Raw genomic sequence first — 24,773 nt, 5'->3', positions numbered from 1 at the left:
CATAGCCGAGAAGCAGGCACCCCGGGGCGCCGGCGGACGTCGTGCGGGCCTCAGCCCTCGTCGCGGCGGAAGCTGACCCGCTCGAAGTCCGGGCCTTCCTGCAGGATCTGCAGCAGGATGACCTGCACTGACGCCTGGCCGTCATGCACTTCGAGCAGGCGGCCGGCCTGGAACCAGCCCGCCTCGAGCACCAGCGACGGCTCGTCGCTGACCGTGTCGGTCGCCGGCAGCAGGAAGGCGCGGCTGAACAGCACCGCCTGGCCGCCGCAGCCGGTCAGCGGGCGGGCGGCGATCGCCCGGGCGGCGCCGGGCAGCGCGGCGATGCCGGCGACCAGCTGTGCGCCGCGGTCGTGCATCAGCCAGGTGACCTGCGCCAGGAAGTAGCGTTCGCCGTCGGGCGGGCAGACGGCGAGCAGCTGCCCGTGCGCCACCTTGTCGCCGGCGACCGAGCGGGTCAGCCGGAAGCCGTTCGCCGACTGGTTGACCACCTGCCAGTCGTCCGGCCGCTGTGCCGGTCCCGTCTGCCGGATCTGCAGCTTGGCCGTCGGGTCCACCATGTGGCGGAACGAAAACAGTTCGTCGAACTCCTCGCGGCAGTACATGCGCGTGCTCGCCGGTTGCGCGAATTCGGCGCCGCCGATCAGGTAGTGCATCGTCGCGAAGCCGCCGGCCACCCGCGCGACGCCGGAGCTGGCGTGCCGGCGGAAACGGCGTACCGCGCGCGCGTGGGTCCACGGCCGCATCACCTGCTCGAGCAGCTTGCGGCACTGGGGCCCTGTGCACTCCTCGCCGAGGCCGATCTGGCCGGGCGGAATGCGCTGCGCCAGCTGCCGGCGGACCTGCGCCAGCGTCACCGCGAGCCGTGTCGTGTCGAGCTTGCGCACGTTGTCGCGCAGGCGGCAGTCGGCCGCCTGCTTCAGCGGTGCGTCCTGCATCACATCGACGACGAAGGCCGGCAACGCCTCGTCCGCCGTCGCGCCGACGACACCGACCAGCGGCGCCCAATGCATCGCCCAGCGCCGGATCAGGTTGTAGTCGCGCGCCGACAGGCTGTAGGGGCCGGCCAGGTCGAGCAGCAGCGTCGCCGCGTAGGCCGCCGCACAATGCGTCGCGCGCCCGTGCGGGTCGAGCGCGTCGGCCACCGGCAGCGTCGCCACACCCCATTCCTCGGCGCTCGCGTAGTAGCCGTGCAGGTCGAGCCAGGCCCCGGCCGGCAGCTCGTGCCGCGCCCGGTGGTGCTCGACGATCAGCATGCCCAGGTAGTACAGGCAGCGGTGCAGGATCAGCGCGACCCGGCGCGGATGGTCGGGATCGTCGACGTCGTCGTCGAGCTGCGCGCACTGGGCGTAGGCGCGCGTCACCTTGCGCCAGATGCCGGTCACCCGCACGAAGGCCTGCTGCTCGACGTCGCCGAGCGGCAACGGCTTGCCGACGTAGCGGTGCGCCAGCTCCTCCTCGACGAAGCAGAGCGGGATGCGCGCCTGTTCGAGCAGGTTGAGATAGACCGCCGCTGCCGGCGGGCGGGCGGTCAGTTCGTCGAGGAAGGCATCGAGCGCGGCTTCCGCCTGCAGCGGATTGGCCAGCGGCAGCCGGGACAGGAAGGCAAGGCCGTCGTCGAGGCCGAGCGCCGCCGGGCGCGGCGGTTCGCCGATCGGCGGCAGCCCGGCCAGGTTCATCCGGCCGTGCCCCGCCGTTGCGGCGCGCCGAGGCGCTGCGCCAATTCGCCGGCGAGCTGGCGCCGGCTCACCGCCGGCCGTACGCCGCCGCCGGTCCGCTGCGGCGTTCCCCAGATCGGCTGCGGGAAGTGGCGGTCGTCCTTCCAGCGCGGAATGACGTGCCAATGGAGGTGCGGGACGACGTTGCCGAAGCTCGCCAGGTTGATCTTGTCCGGCCGGTAGAGCTGGCGCAGCGCGCCCTCGACGGCGAGGACGACGCGCATCAGGGCCTGCTGCTCGCCGGCGTCGAGGTCGCTCATCTCGGCAGCATGGCGGTTGAGGATGACGCGGCAGAAACCGGGGTAGTCGTCGTCGGCGACGGCGATCACGCGGCACAGCGCGTCTTCCCACAGCAGCTCGCCGCCGGGCGCGTGGCACAGCTCGCATTCGTCCGCCGCGCGGGCGAGGTGGCCGCTCAGCTGTGCGTGCAGTTGAGCGCGCAGTTGATCGTTATCCGGCTGCAAGACCCCGTCTCCCTGATTATTGGTGTTTTCCCGCTCCGTCCCCAGCGCGCAGCATGGCGCATCGTCGGCGAAAAGTCACGGGGCGGCCGTTCGCCGCCGCCCCGTCGATCAGAGCAGGACGCGCTCGATGCCGCCGCTGTTCGCCTTGCTGACGTACTTTTCCATCCAGTCCGCGCCGAGCAGGTGCTTCGCCATCTCGACGACGATGTAGTCGGACTTCATGTCGGCGTCGTCGTTGTAGCGCGACAGGCCCTGCAGGCAGGAGGGGCACGAAGTGAGCATCTTCACCTCGCCCGCGAAGCCGTCGGCGCGCAGCTTGGCGGCGCCCTTCTCGATTTCCTGCTGCTTGCGCGAGCGGACCTGGGTCGAGATGTCCGGGCGCGCCACGGCGAGCGTACCGGACTCGCCGCAGCAGCGGTCGGACAGGTCGACCGGCTGGCCCATCAGCTCGTTCACGACCTTGATTCCCGACATCGTCTTCATCGGCGCATGGCAGGGCTCGTGGTACATGTAGCGGACGCCCTCGACGCCGTCGAGGTGTACGCCCTTCTCGATCAGGTACTCGTGGATGTCGAGCAGCCGGCAGCCGGGGAAGATCTTGTCGAATTCGTACTTCAGCAGCTGGTCCATGCAGGTGCCGCAGGAGACGATCACCGTCTTGATGTCGAGGTAGTTCAGCGTGTTGGCGACGCGGTGGAAGAGCACGCGGTTGTCGGTGATGATCTTCTGCCCGGCGTCCTCCTCGCCGGCGGCGGTTTGCGGGTAGCCGCAGCACAGGTAGCCGGGCGGCAGCACGGTCGCCGTGCCCAGCTCGTAGAGCATCGCCTGGGTCGCCAGGCCGACCTGCGAGAACAGCCGCTCCGAGCCGCAACCGGGGAAGTAGAAGACGGCGTCCGAATCCTCCTTGAACTTCTGCGGATCGCGGATCACCGGCACGATCGTGTCGTCCTCGATGTCGAGCAGCGCGCGCGACGTGCGCTTCGGCAGGTTGCCGGGCATCGGCTTGTTGATGAAGTGGATGATCTGCGCCTTCACCGATGCCTTGCCCAGCGTCGCCGGCGGCGCCTTGACCTGGCCCTGGATCAGGCCGAGCGACTTGGCGACGCGGTAGGCGAGCCGCTGCGCCTTGTAGCCCCACTCGATCATGCCGGTGCGGATCAGCTTGATCGTCGCCGGGTCCTTCGCGGTGAGGAAGGCCATCGCCGCCGCCTTGCCCGGATTGAACGACTTCTTGCCCTGCTTCCTGAGCAGGTTGCGCATCTTGATCGAGACGTCGCCGAAGTCGATGTCGACCGGGCACGGCTTCTCGCACTTGTGGCAGATCGTGCAGTGGTCGGCGACGTCCTCGAACTCGGCCCAGTGCGCCAGCGACACGCCGCGGCGGGTCTGCTCCTCGTAGAGGAAGGCCTCGATCAGCAGCGAGGTGCCGAGGATCTTGTTGCGCGGCGAGTAGAGCAGGTTGGCCTTCGGCACGTGCGTCGAGCAGACCGGCTTGCACTTGCCGCAGCGCAGGCAGTCCTTGATGTCGTGCGAGATCTCGCCGATCTCGGTCTGCTCCATGATGATCGACTCGTGGCCCATCAGGTTGAAGCTCGGCGTGTAGGCGTCGTCGAGGTTGGCCGGGCGGGCGTCGGCGAACGGCTGCGCGGCGGCGCCGCGCAACAGCTTGCCGCGGTTGAAGCGGCCCTGCGGGTCGACCTTCTGCTTGTAGGCCCAGAACGAGGCCATCTCGGCGTCGGTCAGGTAGTCGAGCTTGGTGATGCCGATGCCGTGCTCGCCGGAGATCACGCCGTCGAGTGCGCGGGCCAGCGCCATGATGCGGTCGACGGCGCGGTTCGCCGTCTGCAGCATCTCGTAGTTGTCCGAGTTCACCGGGATGTTGGTGTGCACGTTGCCGTCGCCGGCGTGCATGTGCAGCGCGACGAAGACGCGGCCGCGCAGCACTTCCTGGTGGATGCCCTTGATCCGCTCGAGCACCGGATGGAAGATCGTGCCGTCGAAGATCTTGTCCAGCCGCGGCTTCAGCTCGCTCTTCCACGAGGTGCGGATCGAGTAGTCCTGCAGGCGGTGGAACAGCGTCGGGTTGGCGGCGCGATTCGACAGTTCGCCGGCGGTGACGCCGTATTCGGCGAACTGCTTCTCGGCCTCGGCCAGCGGCAGGTCGAGGTTGTCGAGCAGCCACTGCCAGCGGCGGCGCACGCTCCGCACGTAGTCGAGCGCGGCCTGGCGGCGGTCGCCGATCAGTTCGTCCTTGCCGACTTCGGCGTCGCCGGTGTCGAGCGGCAGCTCGCCTTGCAGGAACTCGGCCAGCGCGTCGCACAGCGCCAGCTTGTTCTTCGTCGACAGCTCGATGTTGATGCGCTCGATGCCGTCGCAGTAGTCGCCCATGCGCGGCAGCGGGATGACGACGTCCTCGTTCACCTTGAACGCGTTGGTGTGCTTCGAGATCGCCGCGGTGCGCGAACGGTCGAGCCAGAACTTCTTGCGCTGCTCCGGCGAGACGGCGATGAAGCCTTCGGCGCCGCGCGCGTTGGTCATGCGGATCACCGCCGAGGCGGCGTTCATCACCGCCGCCTCGTCGTGGCCGACGATGTCGCCGATCAGCACCATCTTCGGCCGGCCGTGACGCTTGGCCTTGGTCGTGTAGCCGACCGCCTTCACGTAGCGCTCGTCGAGATGTTCGAGGCCGGCGAGCAGCACGCCGGCGGCGTTGCCTTCGCCGCCCGGCTTGAAGTAGTCGGTGATCTCGACGATCGCCGGCACCGCCTCGCGCACCTGACCGAAGAACTCCAGGCAGACGGTGCGCGTCACCGGCGGCATCTTGTGCAGCACCCAGCGCGCGGCGACGATCAGGCCGTCGGTGCCTTCCTTCTGCACGCCCGGCACGCCGCCGAGGAACTTGTCGGTGACGTCCTTGCCCAGCCCGTCCTTGCGGCAGTGCTGGCCGGGCATCGAGAGCTCCTCTTCCGAGAGCAGCTTCTTCCCGGTCGAATCGAAGCGCTTGATCCGGAAGCGCACCGTGTGCTGCTCGTGGATCTTGCCGAAGTTGTGGTCGAGACGCTCGACTTCCAGCCAGTTGCCGTCCGGGTCGACCATCTTCCACCAGGCCAGGTTGTCGAGCGCGGTGCCCCACAGCACGGCCTTCTTGCCGCCGGCGTTCATCGCGATGTTGCCGCCGATGCACGAGGCCGAGGCCGAGGTCGGGTCGACGGCGAAGACGCGGCCGGCGGCCGCCGCCGCTTCCGAAACCTTCTCGGTGACGACGCCGGCGCCGGTGCGGATGGTGGCGTAGGTGTCGGTGTGGCCGGGCAGCACCAGCTCCTCGACCGGGCCGAGGTCGAGCAGCTTCTCGGTGTTGATCACCGCGGAGAGCGGCGTCAGCGGTACGGCACCGCCGGTGTAGCCGGTGCCGCCGCCGCGCGGGATGATGGTCAGCCCCAGTTCGATGCAGGCCTTCACCAGCGGCGCCATCTCCTCCTCGGTGTCCGGAGTGAGGACGACGAAGGGGTATTCGATGCGCCAGTCGGTGGCATCGGTCACGTGCGAGACGCGCGCCAGGCCGTCGAAGGCGATGTTGTCCTTGCGCGTGTGCTTGGCCAGCACTTTCAGCGTCTTCGCGCGCAGCCGGGCGGTTTCCGCGAAGCGGCGCTCGAACGCGTTCACCGCGCCCTGTGCCGCGTCGACCAGCTTCAGCACCTTGTCGTTGCCCTGGCGGCGCTTGTCGACCTCGCCCAGGCGGTGGCGCAGCGCGTCGATCAGCGCGCGCCGGCGGTCGCCGTTGGCGAGCAGGTCGTCTTCCAGGTAGGGGTTGCGCTGCACCACCCAGATGTCGCCGAGCACCTCGTAGAGCATCCGCGCCGAGCGGCCGGTGACGCGCTCGCTGCGCAGTTCGTCGAGGATCGCCCAGTTCTCCGCGCCGAGCAGGCGGATGACGATCTCGCGGTCGGAGAACGAGGTGTAGTTGTACGGGATTTCGCGCAGGCGGGCGGTCATGGCCAATCGGGCAGGGGCTTCAAAAGAGGAATTTTATCGTATCGCGATGCAGCATGCGGAAGCGGATAGACCAGCCGCGCGGCGACGGGTTCCGCGGGCCGCCGTTCAGGGCAGCGCGCCCTGCGCCACCAGCCAGTAGCGGGCGAACTTGCCGAGCGCCATGAACGCCGCGCACGGCAGCCAGCCGAGGCGCAGCCAGCCGGCGGCGACGCACAGCGCGTCGCCGATCAGCGGCGCCCAGGCGAAGAGCAGCGCCGGGCTGCCCCAGCGGCGCAGCGTCGCCAGCTGCGGCAACGTTTCCAGCCGCCGCCACTTCGGCAGCCAGCGGCCGCAGGCCCAGGAGGTCATGCCGCCCAGCGTGTTGCCGGCGGTGGCGAGCGCCAGCGCCGGCGCCAGCGCGTCCGGATGCAGCCGGAGGAAGGCGAACAGCGCCGCCTCCGAGCCGCCCGGCAGCAGCGTCGCGGCCAGGAAGCTGGCGGCGAACAGGCCGGCAAGCCCGGCGTCGGCGGAAAGGTCGAGCCAATCCATGGTGGCGGCGCCCTACTGCAGCATGAAGGTTTCGTACTCGAGCCGGTCCAGCTTGCGGTCGAGCAGCGCCAGCGCGACGATCAGCGTCGCCAGCACGGCCAGCGCGAAGCCGTAGCCGTAGAAGGCGGCGCCCTTCGCCAGCGACAGCGCGGTGCAGGCGACGTTGAGCACGACGAAGCCGGCGCACAGCGTCAGGATGATGCGGCGCTGGTCGAGGTAGAAGAAGACGTTGAGCACCGACAGCAGCACTACCTGCAGGCTGGCACCGATCACCTGGATGTAGAGCAGCGGCAGGTAGAGCCCGGAGATGCCGAGCAGCTCGAGCAGGCTGGGGCCGGCGACGAAGGTGACGAGCACCGCCAGTGTCTGGATCTTGCCGATCTCGGCCAGTCCCTGGCGGATCGAATAGACCATCTCGTCGCGCATGTCCTCGATGTATTCGAGCGAGCCGCCCGAGCGCACGGCGTTGTAGAACTTGTCGTAGTACTCGACGAAGTCGGTCTCGATGCGCACCATGAACACCGCCATGCCGGGGATGATCGACAGGTAGGCGAGGAACACCGGCAGGTCGTAGATGATCGACGCGCGCAGGGCGCCGATGATCGGCTCCGAGGTGTCCGGGAAGAACCAGAACATGAACTTGTCGATCCAGATGCCGAGGTTGTAGAGCAGGCCGATCGCCAGCAGGCTGGGATGGATCAGCGCGCGCTGCGTGAAGTCGAAGGCGATCAGCTGCTGCGGGCGGAAGTCCCAGGCGGTGAGCAGCAGCATGCCGCCGAGCAGCACGCAGTGGCCGAGCACGAAGCCGGCCATCAGTCCCTCCAGCCCGAAGCGGCGCAGCAGCAGCGCGGCGGCGACGGTGACGCCGTAGCCGAGCGCGAAGAGGAGGACGATCGCCTTGTAGCGCTTCATCCCGGACAGGAAGATGGTCACCACCCAGATCGCGCACATCAGCACGAAGCCGGCCAGCATCAGGATGCGGTAGATGACGCCGAGCCCCGGGAAGAACAGGAACAGGCAGGGCACGGCGAGCGCCGCGGCGGCGAGCACGACGACCATCAGCAGGCCGTTGAGGTTGGGGATCACGAGCTCGTCCCGCTGCTCGAACAGCCGGTCGGAGACGAAGCGGGTGAAGGCCAGCTGCACGCCGCCGGTGAGGATCAGGCTGCTGGCGATCAGGTAGGTGACCGAGGTCTGGAACTGGGTGACCAGGTAGGAGGGAACGACCACCGTGTTGCTGAGCAGGCCGATGATCAGGATGCCGAGGATGGACAGCACCCACGGGCCGGAGCCGATGATGCCGGCGAAGGTGTAGGCCTGCAGCAGGCCGAGCAGCGTGTCCTTCTGCAGCAGCTTGCGCAGTTCGAACCCGATGCCGGCCATCAGCGGTCCCCGGCGGCGAGCGCGCTGTCGTAGATGCGGCGGTATTCGCCGAACATCCGCGCGTCGCTGTAATAGCGCTCGACGCGGGCGATGCCGGCGGCGCTCGCGGCGTGCCAGGCGGCGCCGTCGGCGAGCAGCGCCAGCGCGGCGTCGGCCAGCCCCTGCGGGTCGGCGATGTTCACCACGGCGCCGGCGCGGCCGAGCGCGCGGTCCTCGGCGTCCAGCCCCTCGACCAGCTGGCGGCACGAGCCGACGTCGGTGGCGATGGTCGGCACGCCGGCGGCGTAACCCTCGAGGATCACCAGCGGCAGCGCCTCGCTGATCGACGACAGGATGGTCAGGCCGATCTTCGGCAGCAGGTCCTCGACCCGCTGGAAGCCGAGGAAGCGGATGTTGCCGGCGACGCCGAGGCTCTCGGCGAGGTTGCGGCACTCCTCGGCGTAGGCCGGATCCTCGTCCTCGGGGCCGGCGATCCAGCCTTCCGCGTCCGGCATCCGGTTCACCACGCTGCGCATCGCGCGGATGAAGGTCTTCACGTCCTTGATCGGCACCACGCGGCCGATCAGGCACAGCACCGGCGGCGGCGTCGCCGGGCGCCGCGTGCGCAGTGGCGCAAAGCGCGCCAGGCTGATGCCGTTGGGCACGTTGCAGGTGCGCTCCGGCGGCGCGCCGTCGGCGACCTGGCGCAGCCGGTTGGCCTCGTAGAGCGCGACGATCGGGTCGGCGGCGTCGTAGCAGAAGCGGCCCATCCACTCGAAGAAACGGATCCACATCTGGCGGAAGTACGAGAGCTCGGTCGGGTCGCGCTGGAAGACGTTGCGGTTGTCGCGGATCCACTCGCTCTTGAACAGGTCGATCTTGCGTTCCTTGGTGTAGATGCCGTGCTCGGAGAGGATCAGCGGCCGCCTGCGCGCGCGGTGCAGCATCGCGCCGAGGAAGCCGGCGTAGCCGGTGGACACCGTGTGGTAGGCGCGCGCCGGGATCAGCTCGTGGGCGATCCGGGTCAGCGTCCACAGCGGCGCGTGCATGATGCGCACGGTCCAGAAGTAGTCGACGAAGGAAGGATCGGTGCAGTACTTGCGGTAGCTGTCGCTGACCACGCGCCAGGCTTCCTCGCTGTGCAGGAAGTCGTCGGCCGGCAGCCGGCCGCCGGGGAAGATCTCATGCACGACGTCGCGGAACGCCGCCAGCGCCTCGCCGCTGGCCGGGTCGCCGCGCATCCCGTCGTGCAGCGCCTGCGAGCGGGCGAAGGCGTCGGCGTCGCCGTGGCGCGGCTGCGGCTTCATCTCCGCGGTGGCGAATTCGTACAGGTAGTGCGTCTCGAGATGGACGACGTTGTCCGGCAGCGCGTACTTCATCTCGCCGTAGTCGTCGCGCCGGCTGCCGAGGAAGACGATGGCGAAGCGCAGCTCGGGGAAGGCGCGGATGATCTGGTTCACCCAGCTGGAGACGCCGCCGCTGACGTAGGGGAAGGTGCCCTCGAGCAGCAGCGCGACGTCGGCGTCGGCGGCGCGGGGCAGGCTCATGTCCGGCTCCAGTAGGCGATCACCGGCTGCAGCCGCGGCAGCGACTGCCAGTCGCCGAGCTCGCGCATCAGCTGCCGCACGGCGTCGAACTCGCCGAGGTCGTAGGCCACTTCGGCGAGGTAGGGGACGATCCGCGTCTGCGGCATGCCCAGGCCGAGCGCGCGGTAGTAGGCGTCGCGCGCCGCCGCCGGCTCGCCCAGCGACTGCAGCAGTCGGCCGTGGCGCAGGTGCAGCGCGGCGTTGTCCGGCGTCCGCGCCAGCGGCACGCGGATGTAGGCGAGCGACTGCTGCAGCGCGTGCAGGCGCAGGTCGCCCTGCACCAGTTCCTGATAGACCAGCTCCCAGTACAGGTCGGCCAGCTTCTGCGCCGCCGCGGCGTGCGCCTCGCTGCCCGGCGCCGCCGCCTGCAGGCGCGCCGACTCTTCGTGGATGGCGCCGGTGATGCGCTTCTCCTTGCCGTCGAGCAGGCCGTAGGCGAGCAGGCGCAAGTCGTCGGACGGGTCGCTCAGCACGTCACGCAAGAGCGGCGAGGCGATCCGCCCGGAGACGTTCTGCAGTGCGACCAGCGCACGCAGCCGCGTCGCCACCGGCGCCCGCGCGTTGGCCAGGAAGGAGCGCATGCCGGCCTGCCGGAAGCCGGTGCCGGCGCGCTGGTGCACGTCGATCTCGGGCAGTTCGATGGCGCTGAAGACGTCGTCGCGCGGGCGCTGCGGCAGCGTATGCAGCAGGAAGATGCCGGCGAGCACGGCGACGAAGCCGAGCAGCGGAATCGCGAAGGCGGTGCCGAAGAGGAGCAGCGCGGTGGCCGTGCGTTTCTGCGCGAGGCGCGCCGGCCGCATGGCGCAGACGGCGAGCGCGAGCAGCGCGCTGGCGGCGGCGTGCGCGAGCAGGTAGGCGAGCAGCGCGGCGTCGCGGTCGCCGGCGGCGACGATGCCGGCCCAGGCGCCGCTCTCAAGCGCCAGTGCGGACAGTCCGAGCTTCGGCTGCAACATGGCAGATTTCGAAAAGGCGGGCGAGCAGCGGCACTGGCGGCTCGTCCTCGACGCGCAGCACATGCGCGAAGACGCCGACCGCGGCCGCCGGCTGGCCGGTTTTCTGGCGAATCCAGTCCTCGATGCGGGCGATGTAGCCCTCGGCGGCGGCGCCGCCGGCAAGCGGCATCAGCGTCACCAGCACCTGTCCGTCACCGCCGGCGAGCAGCCAGTTTACGTCGAGCGAGCGGCGCAGCCGGGCGATCTGCTCGGCGAGGTCGGGGTGCTCGGGCTGCGGCCGGAATTCGAGGGCGACGATCACGCTGCGCACCCGCGATTCCTCGCGCACGCGCCACAGCCGCTGCAGCTCGGCGGCGAACTCGGTCGGGCAGGCCGGGCAGGCGTCCTGGATGCGGCGCGCCAGCCGCCGCTCGGCGAGGCCGTCGGTGTAGTAGCCGAGCAGCAGGTTGAGGGTCTGCAGCATTTCCTCGTGCAGCGCGAAGAAGGGCACGCGCTCGACGGTGAGCAGGCCCAGCGTCTGGCCGTCGAAGGTCGTCAGCGGGGCGACGATCAGGTAGCGGCTGGGCCTGTCGCCGCGCGCCAGCGCCGTCGCCGCGTGCGACAGGCAGCCGCTGTCCAGCGCATGTGCGAGCAGCGGATCGGCGGCGGCGAGGCGGCCGGCGTCGGCCGGCTGGCCGAGCATCGCCGCCGGCTGCGGGTCGAAGCCGTTGCCGGCCGCCGCGTGCAGCGTCGCCGTTTCCACCTGGCAGTACTGGGCGAACAGCCGCAGCAGGCCGCCGGCGCCCGGCAGGCGGTCGTCGCCGGCGTCGCGGGTGAGCTCGTGCAGCGCGGCGAGCGCATCGCGCATCGCCATCGGCCGTCCGATCAGGTCCTGCTCGAGGCGGTCGTGCGACAGGCGCAGCAGGTAGTACTGGTGGGTCAGGTAGTCGAGGCGCCGGTCGAGGTAGACCTGCATGCCCTCGGCGCGGCGCGCGCGCGTCAGCCACAAGCTGGAGAACTCGCCGGCGAGCATGACCAGGATCAGGCCGCCGAGGAAATTGAGCTTGGGGAAGTCGCCGTCGGTCCAGCCGGCGGCGCTGAACGCCAGCCACGCGCCGACCAGCACGGCGGCGCCGGCGAGCCCGGGGAAGGGGCCGTAGCGCATCGCCAGGATCACCGGCGCGAACCAGGCCCAGGGAAAGTCGCCCTGCGTCCATAGCGGGTCGAGCGGGTTCACCCAGATGCCGACGGCGATCGCCAGCAGTGGCAGCAGCAGCGTTTCGCCGGCGACCGCCCAGGGGCTGCCGAAGGGCAGCAGGTAGCCGTACAGCCGGCGCTTCAGGTCGCGCATGGCGGCGGCGGTCAGTCTTGGCGGGCGGCCAGTCCGTCCGCGAGCAGGCTGCGCAGCAGCTGCTGCGCGACCGCCGACAGCGCCTCGCGGCTCCAGCCGCTCTTGCCGCCGACGCCGCGCCACAGCGTCTCGCCGCTGCCGACGTCGACGATCGCCAGCGCGACGCCGACCGCCGGCTCGCCGTCGACGCCGACCTTGTAGCGCCACTCGTCGACGCTGCCGGTCAGTGCGTAGCGGGCGCCCTGCTCGCGTGCCCAGGCCAGCGCCGCATCGGCCTGCTTGCCGTCGGCCGGCTCGAACAGCGCGTCCTGCTGCAGTACCGCCGGGTAGCGGCGGACGCGGGCGATGCCGTGGCTGTGCAGCAGGCCCTCGGCGATCGCTTCGGCGCGGCTGCCGGCGAGCGGCGTCTCGGTGTGGTTGGCGAAGGGCAGCACGACCCACAGCGCCTTGCCGCTGAGCGCGGGAGCGGCGCTGCGGTCGACGGTGGCGCAGGCGGCGAGCGCGAGCGTTGCGAGGAGGAGCAGCAGACGGGTGCAGGAACGGGTCATCGAGGTCTCCCGGAGAGGGTCAGTAGTGTAAGCGATAGGTCAATCCGGCCTCGCGGACGAGGCCGCCGCTGCCGGTGCCGCCGCGGCCGAGCCGCCAGCCGAGGAACAGGTGGTCGCCACCGGCGACGCTGCCGGCGACGCCGGCGGCGAGCTCGTAGCCGGCTCCGTTCTCGCTGTGCCAGGTACGGGCGACCGAGGCGAGCGGGCGCCAGCCGCGCGTGTATTCACGGGCGAAGCGGACGTCGGTGGACAGGCGGATGCCGTAGAAGCGGAAGTCCTCCGGCAGGAAGAAGTCCGGGCCGAGGTCCGCGGCGCCGGCCGGCAGCAGCGTGCGCAGGCGCGGGTCGGCGGGGGCGTCGCGCCGGTCGTAGCGGTGCTGCGACCAGAAGACGCTGGCTTCCAGGTCGCGCGGCGCGATGCGCAGCGCATGCGCGGCCTCGACCTGCAGCACGCGGCCGCGGCCGAGGCCGCCGCCGGTCTGCGCCGAGAAGGTCTCCCAGCGCTGCTCGATCGACCACTGGTCGCGCTGCGTCGGCCGGTAGCGCAGACCGACGCGCGCCACGTCCTTCATGCCGGCGACGCGCAGCGCCGTCGATTCGTCGGCCGGCTGTTCGCTGCCGAGCGCGGCGAAGGCGGTCAGGCGGGCGTCGAGGCGCTGCTCGTGCTCGAGCAGCAGCGGCGTATAGCGGGCGAGGCTGTCGCGGCTGGCGACGCCCAGCCGCGTCTCGCCGTCGGCGTGGCGCCAGACCAGGCGGGCGCTGCGGTAGCTTTCGTCCGGCGTGCGTCCGATCTGCTGCGGTTCGCGGTTGTCGCGGGCGATGCTGCCGAGCGCGAGGTCCAGCGTCAGCCGCGGCGACAGCGCGAGGTGCCAGTGCGCCGCCTGCTCGCGCTCGTCGACGCCGCCGACCCGGCGCGCCGCCAGCGCGCCGCCGAGATGGTCGGAATGCGCCAGCAGCGCGTCGCTCAACTGCAGGTGCAGCGGGTCGTCGGCGGCCTGTTCGGTCTGCGTGGCGAAGGCGTCGCTCTGCGCCGCGCGTAGGTCGCCGCCGCGCAGCGCGGCGTTGATCCGGTCGTAGCGCGGCAGGCGCTCGCCGTGGCGCGCCAGCAGCTCGCTGGCCTGGGCGACGTCGTCCTCGGCCAGCGCCAGCGAGATCTCGCCCCACAGCGGTCGCGCCGTCGTGCGCGCGTACTGCTGCCACAGCCAGCCGCGCGCGGCCGCGTGCTGGTTCCGGTCGAGCAGCCAGCCGAGGGCGACGTCCCGGGCCGCCGGCGACAGCCGCCGCTCGCCGTCGCGGTCGAGGCGCAGCAGTTCGCGCAGCGCGGCGAAGCCGGCGTCGCCGCCGCGCTGGCCGATCGCCAGCCGGGTGCGGATGGCGCGGCGCAGGCGGGAGCCGTCGTCCGTCGCCGCTGCGTCCGGCCTGTCGCGGCCGGCTGCCTGCTGCCGCTGCTCCCGCAGCAGCTGCCGGCGCAGCCGCCAGGCGCGGTCGGCCTCCTGGTTCTGCTCGAGCGCGTCGGCGTAGTTCATCAGCCACAGGAAATCGCCGCGGTGCGCGGCCAGTCGCGGCGTCAGGTAGCGCTCGAGTGCGACCTGGGGCAGCGACAGCGCCTGGTAGGCGGCGGCGAGCGCGTCGTGCAGCGCCGGCTGGCTGCGCCAGTCGCCTTCGGCGGCGGCGAGCGCGCCGCGCAGCGCGGCCGGGTCGCCGCCGTCGATCAGCAGCCAGAGCAGCGCCTGTTGCGTTGCCGTCGATTCCGGCGCCAGCCGCAGCGCCGCCTCCAGTTCCTGGCGCGCCTGCCGCGGCTGCCCGGCGTGCAGCCGGTACTGCGCCGACAGGCGCAGGAAATCGGCGCGCCGGCGCAGTTCGTGCAGTTGCTCGCCGTCGAGCTCGGCGAGCAGGCGGCCGATCTCCGGCCAGTGTTCGCCCTGCGCGTAGTGAGCGAGCGCGTTGACCAGGTCGGGCGGCTGCCGGAAACGCCGCCAGGCGGCGCTGGCGACCTGCGCCGCGGCGAGCGGCTGTTCCTCCAGCAGCAGTCGCAGCGCCTCGTAGTCGCCGCGCTCGGCGGCGACGTTGCCGACCAGGCGGCGGTAGGCGTCGAGCGCGGTGGCGTCGGCCCGCGTCAGCGCGGCGGTCTCCGCGGTCAGCCGCCAGAAGGCGAGGTCGTCGTCGCCGGCGTCGGCGCGTGCCTGTTCGAGCAGGCGCAGGCCGTCCTCGGCCTGGCCGCGCAGCAGGTAGAGGGTGGCGACGCGCAGCGCGCGCGCCGGCGTCAGCGGCGCCTCGGCGAGCAGCCGCTGCCAGTAGGCGAGTGCGCGCGCGTCGTCGCCGGCGCGTTCGGCGAGCTCGGCCAGCGCTTCGAGCAGCGCCGGCTGCCGGGTGCGTTGATAGGCCTGTTCGAGGACGCGCAGGCCGCCCTGCGGGTCGCCGAGGCGCTCGTAGGTGGCGGCCAGTTCGCGGATCAGTTTCCCGTCGTCGGGCCGGTGCGCCAGCTGGTAATGCAGCGCCGCGCGCAACGCCGCGTCGTCGAAGAGGCCGGGGGCGAGGCGCAGCACCGCCTGCCAGGCCTCGTCGCGGTTGCTCGCGCGGGCGACGTACAGCCACTGTTCGAGCGCGATGCGCGGCCGCCCGGTCCATTCCGAGACGCGCGCCAGCCGCTCGCGCCAGCCGAGGTGGTCCGGCGCCTGGCGCACCGCCGACGCCGCCACCTTCCACGCGTCGTCGAGCTTGCGGTTGTCGAGGAAGGCCTCGAAGCCGAGGGTGTAGATGCGGTCGTCGAAGGGCAGCTGCGGCCCGCCGCGCGCGTCGTCGGCGAGCGCCACGCGCCGCGGCCGCGCGTCGAAGCCGGCGAGCGCCAGCTGCTCGCGCCGCCACTGCTCGAGCAGCGACAGGCGCAGCAGCCGGCGCGCGTACTTGTCGGCGAGATCCGGCCGGCGCGCGGCGCGCGCGATGCGCACCAGCAGCTCGAGCGCTTCCGCATCGTCGGCCAGCTGCGGCGCCACGGCGAGCTCGCGTTCGGCGAGGTCGAGCGCCTCGTCGTTGCGGTCGCCGGCGCGCAGTGCGCGCAGCGCGTCGACGAAGTAGCGGCGCTGTTCGGCGACGGTCGCCGCCTGCGCGCGCGCGATCAGGTAGAACTCGGCGGCGGCGCGGTGTTCGCCGCTGGCGAGCGCGCTGCGTGCGGCGTCGGCGTACCAGAAATAGTTGTGGCCGCCGCCGCGCGCGGCGAGGCGCGCGAACAGCCGGCGGCCGACGCCGAGCTCGCCGAAGACGATCGCCTTGCGCGCGATCTCGATCAGCACGGCTTCGCCCCAGTCGCCCTCGGCCAGCTCGACCAGCCGCCGGCGCAGCGCGTCGCGCGCCGCCGCCTGCTCCGGCGTGCCGTCGGCGAGGCGCCGGTACTGCTGCGCCTCGCTCTGCCAGAGCAGCCACAGCGCCTCCTCGCGCAGCGCCGCGTCGGCGGCGGCCAGCGCCGGCGCCAGCGTCTGCTGCACGTCCCCGTACAGGCCGGACTGCAGCTGGCTGCGCGCGAGCAGCAGGCGCAGCTGCGGGTTGCCGGGCTCGGTGCGCAGGAGGTTGACCAGGTAGGCCTCGGTGACGTGGTCGGGCGGTGCCTTCAGCAGGCGCTTGACCAGCGTCTCGTGCGGATAGATCGCGGCGAGCACGAGCAGCACGCCGGCGCCGAGCACGGCGATCGACCACGGCGGCGCCAGCCGCGGGCGCTCAACGGCCGCGGCAGCGAGTTTCGATCGTTGCAGCAGCATGGTCGAGGCGGAAGTGCTGGAGGTCGCCGTCGCTGCGGCGCGGCGTCAGCGGCCGGCCGTCGGCGCGGGTGACGCAGCCGCGGCTGCCGGCGAGCGCGAAATCGAGCGGCTGGTGGCCCTGCAGCACGAAGCGCAGGCCGTCGCCGTCGGCCTGCCAGGCGGCGAGGCGGGCGTTGGCGTCGTGCAGGTAGGGGCGGCCGGCGGGTGTCTCGGCGAAGCGGAGCAGCGCGTCGCCGCCGGCGAGGTGCACGTAGTGGCCTTCGCTGCCGGCGGCGTGGCCGGCGACGGCAAGCGAGGCACCGGGGTCGGGGCGGCCGAGCGCCGCCGGCGCGCGCAGCGTGCGCAGTTCGCCGTCGCCGCGGATGCGCCAGCCGTCGCCGTCGCGGGCGACGACGATGCCGTCGAAGTCGCGCGCCTTGCGGATGAAGTCGGAGGCGAAGACGACGTGCGGCGACTGCGCCAGCGCCCAGGCATAGACCTTGTGCAGCGCGTTCAGCGACGCCTGTTTGCTTGCCGAATAGCTGTGGTAGTAGATGTTGATCGGCTTCAGCCGGCGCGGCGACCCGGTCAGCCGGAAGGTCTCGATGACCCGCTCGTAGCCGTAGAACGGCCCGGTCCACAGGTTGGTGAAGACGTTCTCGTTCATCACCGGCGCGTAGGTCTGGAAGACGCCGCCCTTGGCCAGGCCGAGCGGCGACACCGCGGTCAGGCTGGGGTTGCTGCGCGAGATCACGGTGTTGCCGCCGTTCAGGTTGAGCAGGCCGGCGTCCTCGGCGATGCGCAGCGCGTTCGCCTGCGGCTCGGCGTCGCCGCTCCACAGCAGCACGCGCACCGGCTTGCCGGGCGGCGCCAGGCGCGTGCGGATGTAGTCGACCGAACCGGTGATCTCGCGCGCGAGATCGAGCGTGTAGCCGGGAATTCGCAGGTGGTAGCCGGCGTCGTCGGCGCGCGCCGCCGGCCGCTCGGCGCGGAACCAGACGAAGGGGTGGCTGTAGGTGTGGCTGGCGATCTCGACGTAGGGCAGCGCGAAGGTGCGCCGCGCCGTCTCCTCCATTTCCGCGGCGAGCTTCGGGAACAGCCCGTGCGGCGCGACCTCGCCCTCGATCACCGACATCGTCGTCGGCAGCTTGTATTTCTCGATCACCTGCTCGAGCAGCGCGCGGCCGGCGATCGGCGTTCCCGGCAGCTCGGCGAGCGAGGGGTAGCCGTCGCCGTCGATGTGGATGAACAGCAGCCGGCGGCCGTTCTCGGTCGTGGTGTCGGGCACCGGCATCGCCGGCAGCGCCAGCGCGCGCTGCAGGAAGGCGAAGGGATCGACGATCCAGCGCGCCTGCTCGCTGCCGGGCAGGGTGATCACCGTGTACGGGTCGAGCACGTAGCCGCCCCAACGCGTGAAGGCGGCGGCGTCGTAGCGCGCGCCCTGCGCGTCGGCGAGCTGCAGCAGCGGCTGACCGCCGTCGCCGGCGAGACGCAGCGGCGGCAGCGCGCGCCGGTCGGGGCGCGGCTTCTCCTCGAAACCGAACAGCGGGTCCTGGTGGGCGATCGTCGGCTTGCCCGGCGCCGCCGGCGGCGTCACCGGCGCCAGCCCGAGCGCGCGCGCGTTCGCGGCGTCGAGCGGAAAGCCGAAGTGGCCGAAGACGGCGACGCGCAGCCCGGCGTCGATCTGCCGCCGCAGCCAGCCGGCGAAGGCCGGCGCGCGCAGCGCGTCGCGGTTGGTCCACAGCACGGCGCCGGCGTAGCGGGCGGTCAGCGGGCCGTCGGGCAGCGGCCGGTTGAGGTCGTGGAAGTCGGTCGCGTAGCCGAGGTGGTTGATCGGCATCGCGGCGTAGCGGACCAGCGCGGTGAGATCGACCGTCGGCGCCTCGCGGCCGTCGTAGAGCATCAGCACGCGGCGCGGCACGACCTCGCGCTGGCCGATGCCGAACGTGCCGAGCGCCGCGTCGGCGACCCAGGGCACGATGCCGAGCGCCTTGATGCGCTCCGCCGTGGCGCGCGTCAGCGCACGGTCCTGCGCGTCCACATAGTCGATCGCCAGCACCGGCAGGTTGTATTGGTCGCGCACCGCGCGTAGTTGCCCGAGCAACCAGTCGCGGTCTTCCGCGCGTACGTCGACATAGCGCTTGTTGGCGGCGTCCCAGCCGCGGAACAGCGACTCGGCGGCGACCATCTGCAGCTTGTCGCGCACTTTCGGCACGACCTCGAAGCCGCGGTTGAGGATCAGCCGGATGCCGGGGAAGCGGCGGTGCAGCGTCTCGATCACGGCGACCAGGCCGGCCTGCTGCGCCGCCTCGTCGAAGCGCTCGGCGAGCCGGTAGGAGTCGAGCGTGTCGAGGAAGAAGCCGCGGTAGCCCCGCTCCCACAGCGGGCCGACGATGTTCGCGGCGACGAAGTCCGGCCACCCGTGGTGCGCCAGGTCGACGACCAGCGAACCCCAGTCGCGGTTCTCGGCGAGCCGTGCGGCAGCGGGGATGGCGGCGAAGTAGCCGCGGCCGGGGTGCGCCTCGCCGACCGCGACGTAGGCGTAGAGCTCGCTGTAAGGCTTGCAGTAGCGCTGCGGGTCGTGGCCGTGGTCGGGGTCGACGACGACGATGTCGAAGGCCTTCAGCTCGGCGAGCGGCGCGTCCTTGCCGTAGAACAGCGCGACCGCCGGCGCCTGCGTCGCGCCGGCGGCGGGCAGCAGGAGGCAGAGCAGGGCAAGGGCGGCGAGCCAGCGGTTCACGGTCGGCGGTCGGGGCGGAAGTGGACGGGCGCGAATTGTCGCGGCTTTTGCCGGCGGCGAATGTAAAAACTTCGCATCATAGCGGGACGACGTCATATCGGCAGCGGAAACTTGCGGCTGCCGCCTTGCCGTCGCCGGCGCCCGCAGCGCATCCGGCCGGGGCGGGCGGTGCCGGATGCTAGAATTCGCCCTTCGTTCAAGGAAGAAGCGCACCATGCACCCGGACTACCTGGAAAAGATCCTCAACGCGCAGGTCTACGACGTTGCCATCGAGTCGCCGCTCGATCTCGCCCCCAACCTGTCGGGGCGCGTCGGCAACCGTATCTACCTCAAGCGCGAGGACATGCAGCCGGTGTTCTCGTTCAAGCTGCGCGGCGCCTACAACAAGATCGTCCACCTCTCGCCGGAGAAGCTGAAGCGCGGCGTGATCTGCGCCTCGGCCGGCAACCACGCGCAGGGCGTGGCGCTCTCCGCCGCCAAGATCGGCTGCCGGGCAGTGATCGTGATGCCGACGACGACGCCGCAGATCAAGGTGCAGGCGGTGCGGAACCGCGGCGGCGAGGTGGTGCTCGCCGGCCTCTCGTACGATGAGGCCTACGCGCACGCGCTGGAGCTGGAGAAGGCGGAGAAGCTGACCTTCGTGCACCCCTTCGACGACCCCGAGGTGATCGCCGGCCAGGGCACGATCGGCATGGAGATCCTGCGCCAGCACCCGAAGCCGATCCACGCCGTGTTCGTCGCCATCGGCGGCGGCGGGCTGGCCGCCGGCGTCGGCGCCTACATCAAGCGGCTGCGCCCGGAAACCAAGGTCATCGGCGTCGAGACCTTCGACGCCGACGCGATGGCGAAGTCGCTCGCCGCCGGCCGCCGCGTGCGGCTGGACCAGGTCGGCCTGTTCGCCGACGGCACCGCGGTCAAGTTCGTCGGCGAGGAGACCTTCCGCGTCTGCAAGGAGGTGCTCGACGAGGTGATCCTGGTCGACACCGACGCCATCTGCGCGGCGATCAAGGACGTCTTCGAGGACACGCGCTCGATCCTCGAGCCCTCCGGCGCGCTGGCGATCGCCGGCGCCAAGGCCTACGCCGCCAAGCACCGGCTGAAGGACAAGGCGCTGGTCGCCGTCGCCTCCGGCGCCAACACCAACTTCGACCGCCTGCGCTTCGTCGCCGAACGCGCCGAGATCGGCGAGCAGCGCGAGGCGGTGCTCGCCGTGACGCTGCCCGAGCGGCCCGGCGCCTACAAGAAGTTCGTCGCGCTGATCGGCTCGCACAACATCACCGAGTTCAACTACCGCTACAACGACCGCAACGAGGCGCATGTCTTCGTCGGCATCCAGGTCGCCAACCGCGCCGAGTCGCTGAAGCTGGTCGACAGCCTGCAGAAGCACGGCTACCCGACGCTCGACCTGACCGACGACGAGATGGCCAAGCTGCACGTGCGCCACCTGGTCGGCGGCCACGTGCCGGGGATCGAGAACGAGATCCTCTACCGCTTCGAGTTCCCCGAGCGGCCGGGCGCGCTGATGAACTTCCTGAACAACATGAGCGCCGGCTGGAACATCACGCTGTTCCACTACCGCAACCACGGCGCCGACTACGGCCGCGTGCTGGTCGGCATGCAGGTGCCGGCGGCGGAGAACGGCGCCTTCAAGGAATTCCTGCAGAACCTCGGCTACGCGCACTGGGAGGAGACGCAGAACCCGGCGTACAAGCTTTTCCTTGGTTAATTCCTTTTGGTTATAGTTTTATCTAAAACGATTCTTTTGCGGAATAACGCGCGCTGAATAGACTCCGTTCATTCGCTTTCCCCAGCCTATGAACGGAGTCCCGCCATGAAACAGCTACTGCGCGCCGCCCTCGCCGGCGCCGTCGTCCTCGCCTCCAGCGCCTTCGCCCAGAGCGGGCTGCTCAACGTTTCCTACGACCCGACACGCGAGCTCTACCAGGAGTTCAACGCCGCCTTCGCGCGCCAGGTCCAGGCCGGCGGCGGCGAGGTGCCGAAGATCCGCCAGTCGCACGGCGGTTCCGGCAAGCAGGCGCGCTCGGTCGCCGACGGGCTGGAGGCCGACGTCGTCACGCTGGCGCTGGCCTGGGACATCGACCTGCTGGCCGAGCAGCAGCTGCTCCCGACCGACTGGCAGAAGCGCCTGCCGCACAACGCCTCGCCCTACACCTCGACGATCGTCTTCCTGGTGCGCAAGGGCAACCCGAAACAGATCCGCGATTGGGCCGACCTGGCGCGCCCCGGCGTGTCGGTGGTGACGCCGAACCCGAAGACCTCCGGCGGCGCCCGCTGGAATTACCTGGCGGCGTGGGGCTACGCGCTGAAGCAGCCGGGCGGCAGCGAGGCCAAGGCGCGCGAACTGGTCGCCGGCATCTACCGCAACGTCGCCGTGCTCGACTCCGGCGCGCGTGGCGCGACGACGACCTTCCTCGAACGCGGCATCGGCGACGTGCTGATCACCTGGGAGAACGAGGCGCATCTGGCGGTGAAGGAGATCGGGCCGAACAAGGTCGACCTGGTCGTGCCTTCGCTGTCGATCCTCGCCGAGCCGCCGGTTGCCGTCGTCGACAAGTACGCCGAAAAACACGGCACGCAGAAGCTGGCGAAGGCGTATCTTGACTACCTGTATACGCCGGAAGGGCAGGAGATCGCCGCGAAACACTACTTCCGCCCGCGCGACGCCCGGGTGGCGGCGAAGTACGCGGCGCAGTTCCCGGCGGTGAAGCTGTTTACCATCGACGAGGTCTTCGGCGGCTGGCGGAAGGCGCAGCCGGCGCACTTCGCCGACGGCGCCGCCTTCGACCAGCTGGTCAAGCGCAAGTAGGAGGGATGCCATGCCCGTCGCCGAACTGATCCACTACCTGAACCGCGAGAACCGCAAGACCTACGGCCCCGAGGTCTGCCCCGGCGACGCCCTGGCGATGGCGCCGGCCGGCGTCGTCGCGCAGCACGGCGGGCTGCTGCTGCGCAGCGTCTTCCAGCCGCTGTTCTCGGTGCGCGGCCGCCAGGTCGTCGGCCACGAGGCGCTGCTGCGCGCCGAATCGGCCGACGGCGAGGCGCTCACCGCCAGCGACGTCTTCGCCCAGGCCGCGTCGCCGCAGACGCTGGTCTTTCTCGACCGCCTGTGCCGCACGCTGCATGCGCTCAACTACCTGCAGCAGGCGAAGGGCGGCGGCGGCCTGCTCTTCCTCAACGTCGAGCCGCGCCACGTGCGTGCGGTCGGCTCCGGGCACGGTCTGGTCTTCGAAACCATCCTCAAGCGCTGCGGCCTGTCGCCCGAGCGCATCGTCTTCGAGCTGCGCGCCGGCGAGCTGGCCGGCGACCCGGCGCCGCTCGCCGATGCGCTCGCCGCCTACCGTGCGCGCGGCTATCGCATCGCCATCGACCAAGCCGGGCCGGACCTCGGCGGCGACCTGCTCGCCGCACTGCGCCCGGAACTGGTCAAGTTCGACGTCCGCCGCCTCGAGCGCTGGCGCGGCGCGACGCCGGCGGCGACCGTCGCCGCCGAGGCCGCGGCGCGGGCGCGCGCGGCCGGCGCCGAGGTCGTCGCCACGCACGTCGCCGCCGCCCGCCAGCTGGCGCTGGCGCGCGCCTTCGCCGCCGATTTCCTGCAGGGGCACCATTTCGCGCCGCCGGCGCCGCTGCTGCGCGACGATGCCGGAACGCCGCTCGCGCTCGACGCCGTGACGCTGGCGGCGATTCGCGAGTAAACTTTTGCCCGTCATTACTTACCCGGAGCGCCGGACATGGCCCAGAACATCGCCGACAACGTCACCGCCCTGATCGGCAACACGCCGCTGGTCAGACTCAACCGCGTCACCGCCGGCATCGCCGGCACGGTCGTCGCCAAGCTCGAATTCTTCAACCCGGCGCACAGCGTCAAGGACCGCATCGCGGCGGCGATGATCGACGCCGCGCAGGCCGCCGGCCGCATCGGCCCGGACACCGTGGTGCTCGAGCCGACCTCGGGCAACACCGGCATCGGCCTGGCGATGGTCTGCGCCGCGCGCGGCATCAAGTGCGCCTTCGTCATGCCGGAGACGATGAGCCGCGAGCGCCGGCTGCTGCTGAAGGCCTATGGCGCCGAACTGATCCTGACGCCGGGGCCGGACGGCATGGGCGGCGCGATCCGCAAGGCCGAGGAGCTCGCCGCGGCGGACGCGCGCTACTTCATCCCGCAGCAGTTCGAGAACCCGGCCAACCCCGAGGTGCACCGGAAGACGACCGCCGAGGAGGTGTGGCGCGACACCGACGGCCAGGTCGACATCTTCGTCGGCGGCGTCGGCACCGGCGGCACGATCACCGGCGTCGGCGAGGTGCTGAAGGCGAGGAAGCCCGGCGTGCGGATCGTCGCCGTCGAGCCCGATGCCTCGCCGGTGCTGTCCGGCGGCCAGAAGGGGCCGCACCCGATCCAGGGCATCGGCGCCGGCTTCGTGCCGAAGGTGCTGAACACCGAGGTCTACGACGAGGTCGTGCGCGTCAAGAACGACGACGCGTTCGCGATGGCGCGCCGCATGGCGACCGAGGAGGGCCTGCTCGTCGGCATCTCGTCGGGCGCCGCCGTGCATGCCGCGCTGGAAGTCGCGCGCCGGCCGGAGAACGCCGGCAAGCTGACCGTCGTCGTCATCCCGTCGTTCGGCGAGCGCTACCTGTCGACCGCGCTCTACTCGCACCTGGAAGTGTGAGCGACCCCTTCGGCTTCGACCGCGTCGTCGACTTCGCCGGCGGCGACTCGGTGAAATGGAACCGCTACGCCGGTTCCGACGTGCTGCCGCTGTGGATCGCCGACATGGATTTCGCGGCGCCGCCGGCCGTCACCGAGGCGCTGCAGCAGCGCGTCGCGCAGGGCGTCTTCGGCTATGCCGAGCCGTCGCCGGCGCTCGTCGCGGCGGTGCTCGGCCACCTCGAACGCGAGTACGGCTGGCGCATCGACGCCGACTGGCTGGTCTGGCTGCCGGGGCTGGTCAGCGGCCTCAACATCGCCTGCCGCGCCGTCGCCGACGGCGTGCTGACGGCGACGCCGGTCTATCCGCCGTTCCTGTCGGCGCCGCGCTTCGCCGGCCGGCCGCTGGCGACCGTGCCGCTGGTGCACGACGGCCGCCGCTGGACCTGGGACTGGTCGGCGTTGGAAGCGGCGACGACGGCCGAGACCCGCCTGCTGCTGCTCTGCCACCCGCACAACCCGGTCGGCCGCGCCTGGGACGAGCGCGAACTGGCCGAACTCGCCGCCTTCTGCCGCCGCCACGAGCTCGTCGTCTGCTCCGACGAGATCCACTGCGACCTGGTCCTCGACGACCGCCGCCACCGGCCGTGGGCGACGCTCGGCGACGACCTCGCGGCGCGCAGCATCACGCTGATGGCGCCGTCGAAGACCTTCAACGTTCCCGGCCTCGGCTGCGCCTTCGCGGTGATCCCCGACGCCGCGCTGCGCCGCGCCTTCACGCGCGCGATGGCCGGCATCGTGCCGCACGTGAACGCGCTCGGCTTCGTCGCCTGTGCGGCGGCTTACGCCGGCGCCGACGACTGGCGCCAGGCGCTGCTCGCCGTGCTCCGCCGCAACCGCGACCGCGTCGAGGCGGCGGTCGCCGCGCTGCCGCCGCTGGCGATGACGCACGTCGAGGCCACCTACCTGGCCTGGATCGACGTGCGCGGACTCGAGCTGCTGCATCCGCAGCGGCATTTCGAGGCGCACGGGCTGGGGCTCTCCGACGGCGCCGACTTCGGCGCGCCGGGCTGGCTGCGTCTCAATTTCGGCTGCCCGCCGGCGACGCTGGACGAGGCGCTGCGTCGGCTGGCCGCCGGCGTCGCCGCCGCCGCGTAG

At 71.4% G+C, this 24,773-nt stretch carries 16 protein-coding genes; 5 read left to right on the top strand and 11 right to left on the bottom strand.

Features of this window, described 5'->3' with window-relative positions:
- Positions 1 to 50 precede the first annotated feature (50 nt).
- From IWH25_RS03015 to IWH25_RS02965, 11 genes are all read right to left on the bottom strand, one after another.
- Entirely contained in the window at positions 51 to 1,676 is a 1,626-nt protein-coding gene (locus IWH25_RS03015) for a hypothetical protein (RefSeq protein WP_203387882.1), read from the bottom strand.
- Positions 1,673 to 2,134, bottom strand: coding sequence for an HIT family protein (locus IWH25_RS03010; RefSeq protein ID WP_376990712.1), 462 nt, complete (start codon positions 2,132 to 2,134; stop codon positions 1,673 to 1,675). The genes IWH25_RS03015 and IWH25_RS03010 overlap by 4 nt, the downstream gene beginning before the upstream one ends.
- A gap of 153 nt (positions 2,135 to 2,287) precedes the next feature.
- Positions 2,288 to 6,172: a DUF3683 domain-containing protein gene (locus IWH25_RS03005; RefSeq protein ID WP_203387881.1), complete on the bottom strand. Its 3,885-nt coding sequence runs from the start codon at positions 6,170 to 6,172 to the stop codon at positions 2,288 to 2,290.
- A gap of 105 nt (positions 6,173 to 6,277) precedes the next feature.
- Positions 6,278 to 6,700 carry a YqaA family protein gene (locus IWH25_RS03000; RefSeq protein WP_203387880.1) on the bottom strand — a complete coding sequence of 141 codons (423 nt, stop codon included), beginning with the start codon at positions 6,698 to 6,700 and terminating at the stop codon, positions 6,278 to 6,280.
- 12 nt (positions 6,701 to 6,712) lie between these two features.
- A complete protein-coding gene (gene pelG / locus IWH25_RS02995) occupies positions 6,713 to 8,083 on the bottom strand; it encodes an exopolysaccharide Pel transporter PelG (RefSeq protein ID WP_203387879.1) in 1,371 nt (456 codons plus the stop codon).
- Complete coding sequence (gene pelF / locus IWH25_RS02990) at positions 8,083 to 9,609, bottom strand: GT4 family glycosyltransferase PelF (RefSeq protein ID WP_203387878.1); 1,527 nt, start codon at positions 9,607 to 9,609, stop codon at positions 8,083 to 8,085. The genes pelG and pelF overlap by 1 nt, the downstream gene beginning before the upstream one ends.
- Positions 9,606 to 10,601, bottom strand: coding sequence for a hypothetical protein (locus tag IWH25_RS02985; RefSeq protein ID WP_203387877.1), 996 nt, complete (start codon positions 10,599 to 10,601; stop codon positions 9,606 to 9,608). Before IWH25_RS02985 ends, pelF begins: the two co-directional genes overlap by 4 nt.
- Positions 10,561 to 11,931 (bottom strand): PelD GGDEF domain-containing protein, encoded by a 1,371-nt coding sequence (locus IWH25_RS02980; protein ID WP_203387876.1) that lies wholly within the window; start codon positions 11,929 to 11,931, stop codon positions 10,561 to 10,563. The genes IWH25_RS02985 and IWH25_RS02980 overlap by 41 nt, the downstream gene beginning before the upstream one ends.
- A gap of 11 nt (positions 11,932 to 11,942) precedes the next feature.
- Positions 11,943 to 12,479, bottom strand: coding sequence for a hypothetical protein (locus IWH25_RS02975; protein ID WP_203387875.1), 537 nt, complete (start codon positions 12,477 to 12,479; stop codon positions 11,943 to 11,945).
- Positions 12,480 to 12,498: 19 nt separating this feature from the next.
- Positions 12,499 to 16,230, bottom strand: coding sequence for a tetratricopeptide repeat protein (locus IWH25_RS02970; protein WP_203387874.1), 3,732 nt, complete (start codon positions 16,228 to 16,230; stop codon positions 12,499 to 12,501).
- Positions 16,190 to 18,949 carry a bifunctional glycoside hydrolase/polysaccharide deacetylase family protein gene (locus tag IWH25_RS02965; protein ID WP_203387873.1) on the bottom strand — a complete coding sequence of 920 codons (2,760 nt, stop codon included), beginning with the start codon at positions 18,947 to 18,949 and terminating at the stop codon, positions 16,190 to 16,192. Before IWH25_RS02965 ends, IWH25_RS02970 begins: the two co-directional genes overlap by 41 nt.
- Positions 18,950 to 19,163: 214 nt before the next feature.
- On the opposite strand from IWH25_RS02965, the gene ilvA reads away from it, so the two are divergent.
- From ilvA to IWH25_RS02940, 5 genes are all read left to right on the top strand, one after another.
- The gene (ilvA, locus tag IWH25_RS02960) at positions 19,164 to 20,675 is read left to right on the top strand and encodes a threonine ammonia-lyase, biosynthetic (protein WP_203387872.1); all 1,512 of its coding nucleotides are present in this window, start codon (positions 19,164 to 19,166) and stop codon (positions 20,673 to 20,675) included.
- A gap of 105 nt (positions 20,676 to 20,780) precedes the next feature.
- Positions 20,781 to 21,776 carry a sulfate ABC transporter substrate-binding protein gene (locus IWH25_RS02955; RefSeq protein ID WP_203387871.1) on the top strand — a complete coding sequence of 332 codons (996 nt, stop codon included), beginning with the start codon at positions 20,781 to 20,783 and terminating at the stop codon, positions 21,774 to 21,776.
- Between the two features lie 10 nt (positions 21,777 to 21,786).
- A complete protein-coding gene (locus tag IWH25_RS02950) occupies positions 21,787 to 22,662 on the top strand; it encodes an EAL domain-containing protein (RefSeq protein WP_203387870.1) in 876 nt (291 codons plus the stop codon).
- Between the two features lie 36 nt (positions 22,663 to 22,698).
- Positions 22,699 to 23,637 (top strand): cysteine synthase A, encoded by a 939-nt coding sequence (gene cysK, locus IWH25_RS02945; protein ID WP_203387869.1) that lies wholly within the window; start codon positions 22,699 to 22,701, stop codon positions 23,635 to 23,637.
- Positions 23,634 to 24,773: a MalY/PatB family protein gene (locus tag IWH25_RS02940; RefSeq protein WP_203387868.1), complete on the top strand. Its 1,140-nt coding sequence runs from the start codon at positions 23,634 to 23,636 to the stop codon at positions 24,771 to 24,773. The genes cysK and IWH25_RS02940 overlap by 4 nt, the downstream gene beginning before the upstream one ends.

Source organism: Azospira restricta (assembly GCF_016858125.1).
Taxonomy (GTDB): Bacteria; Pseudomonadota; Gammaproteobacteria; order Burkholderiales; family Rhodocyclaceae; genus Proximibacter; species Proximibacter restrictus.
The sequence above is the reverse complement of the archived record's forward strand: the minus strand, read 5'-3'. Positions and strand labels throughout refer to the sequence as shown.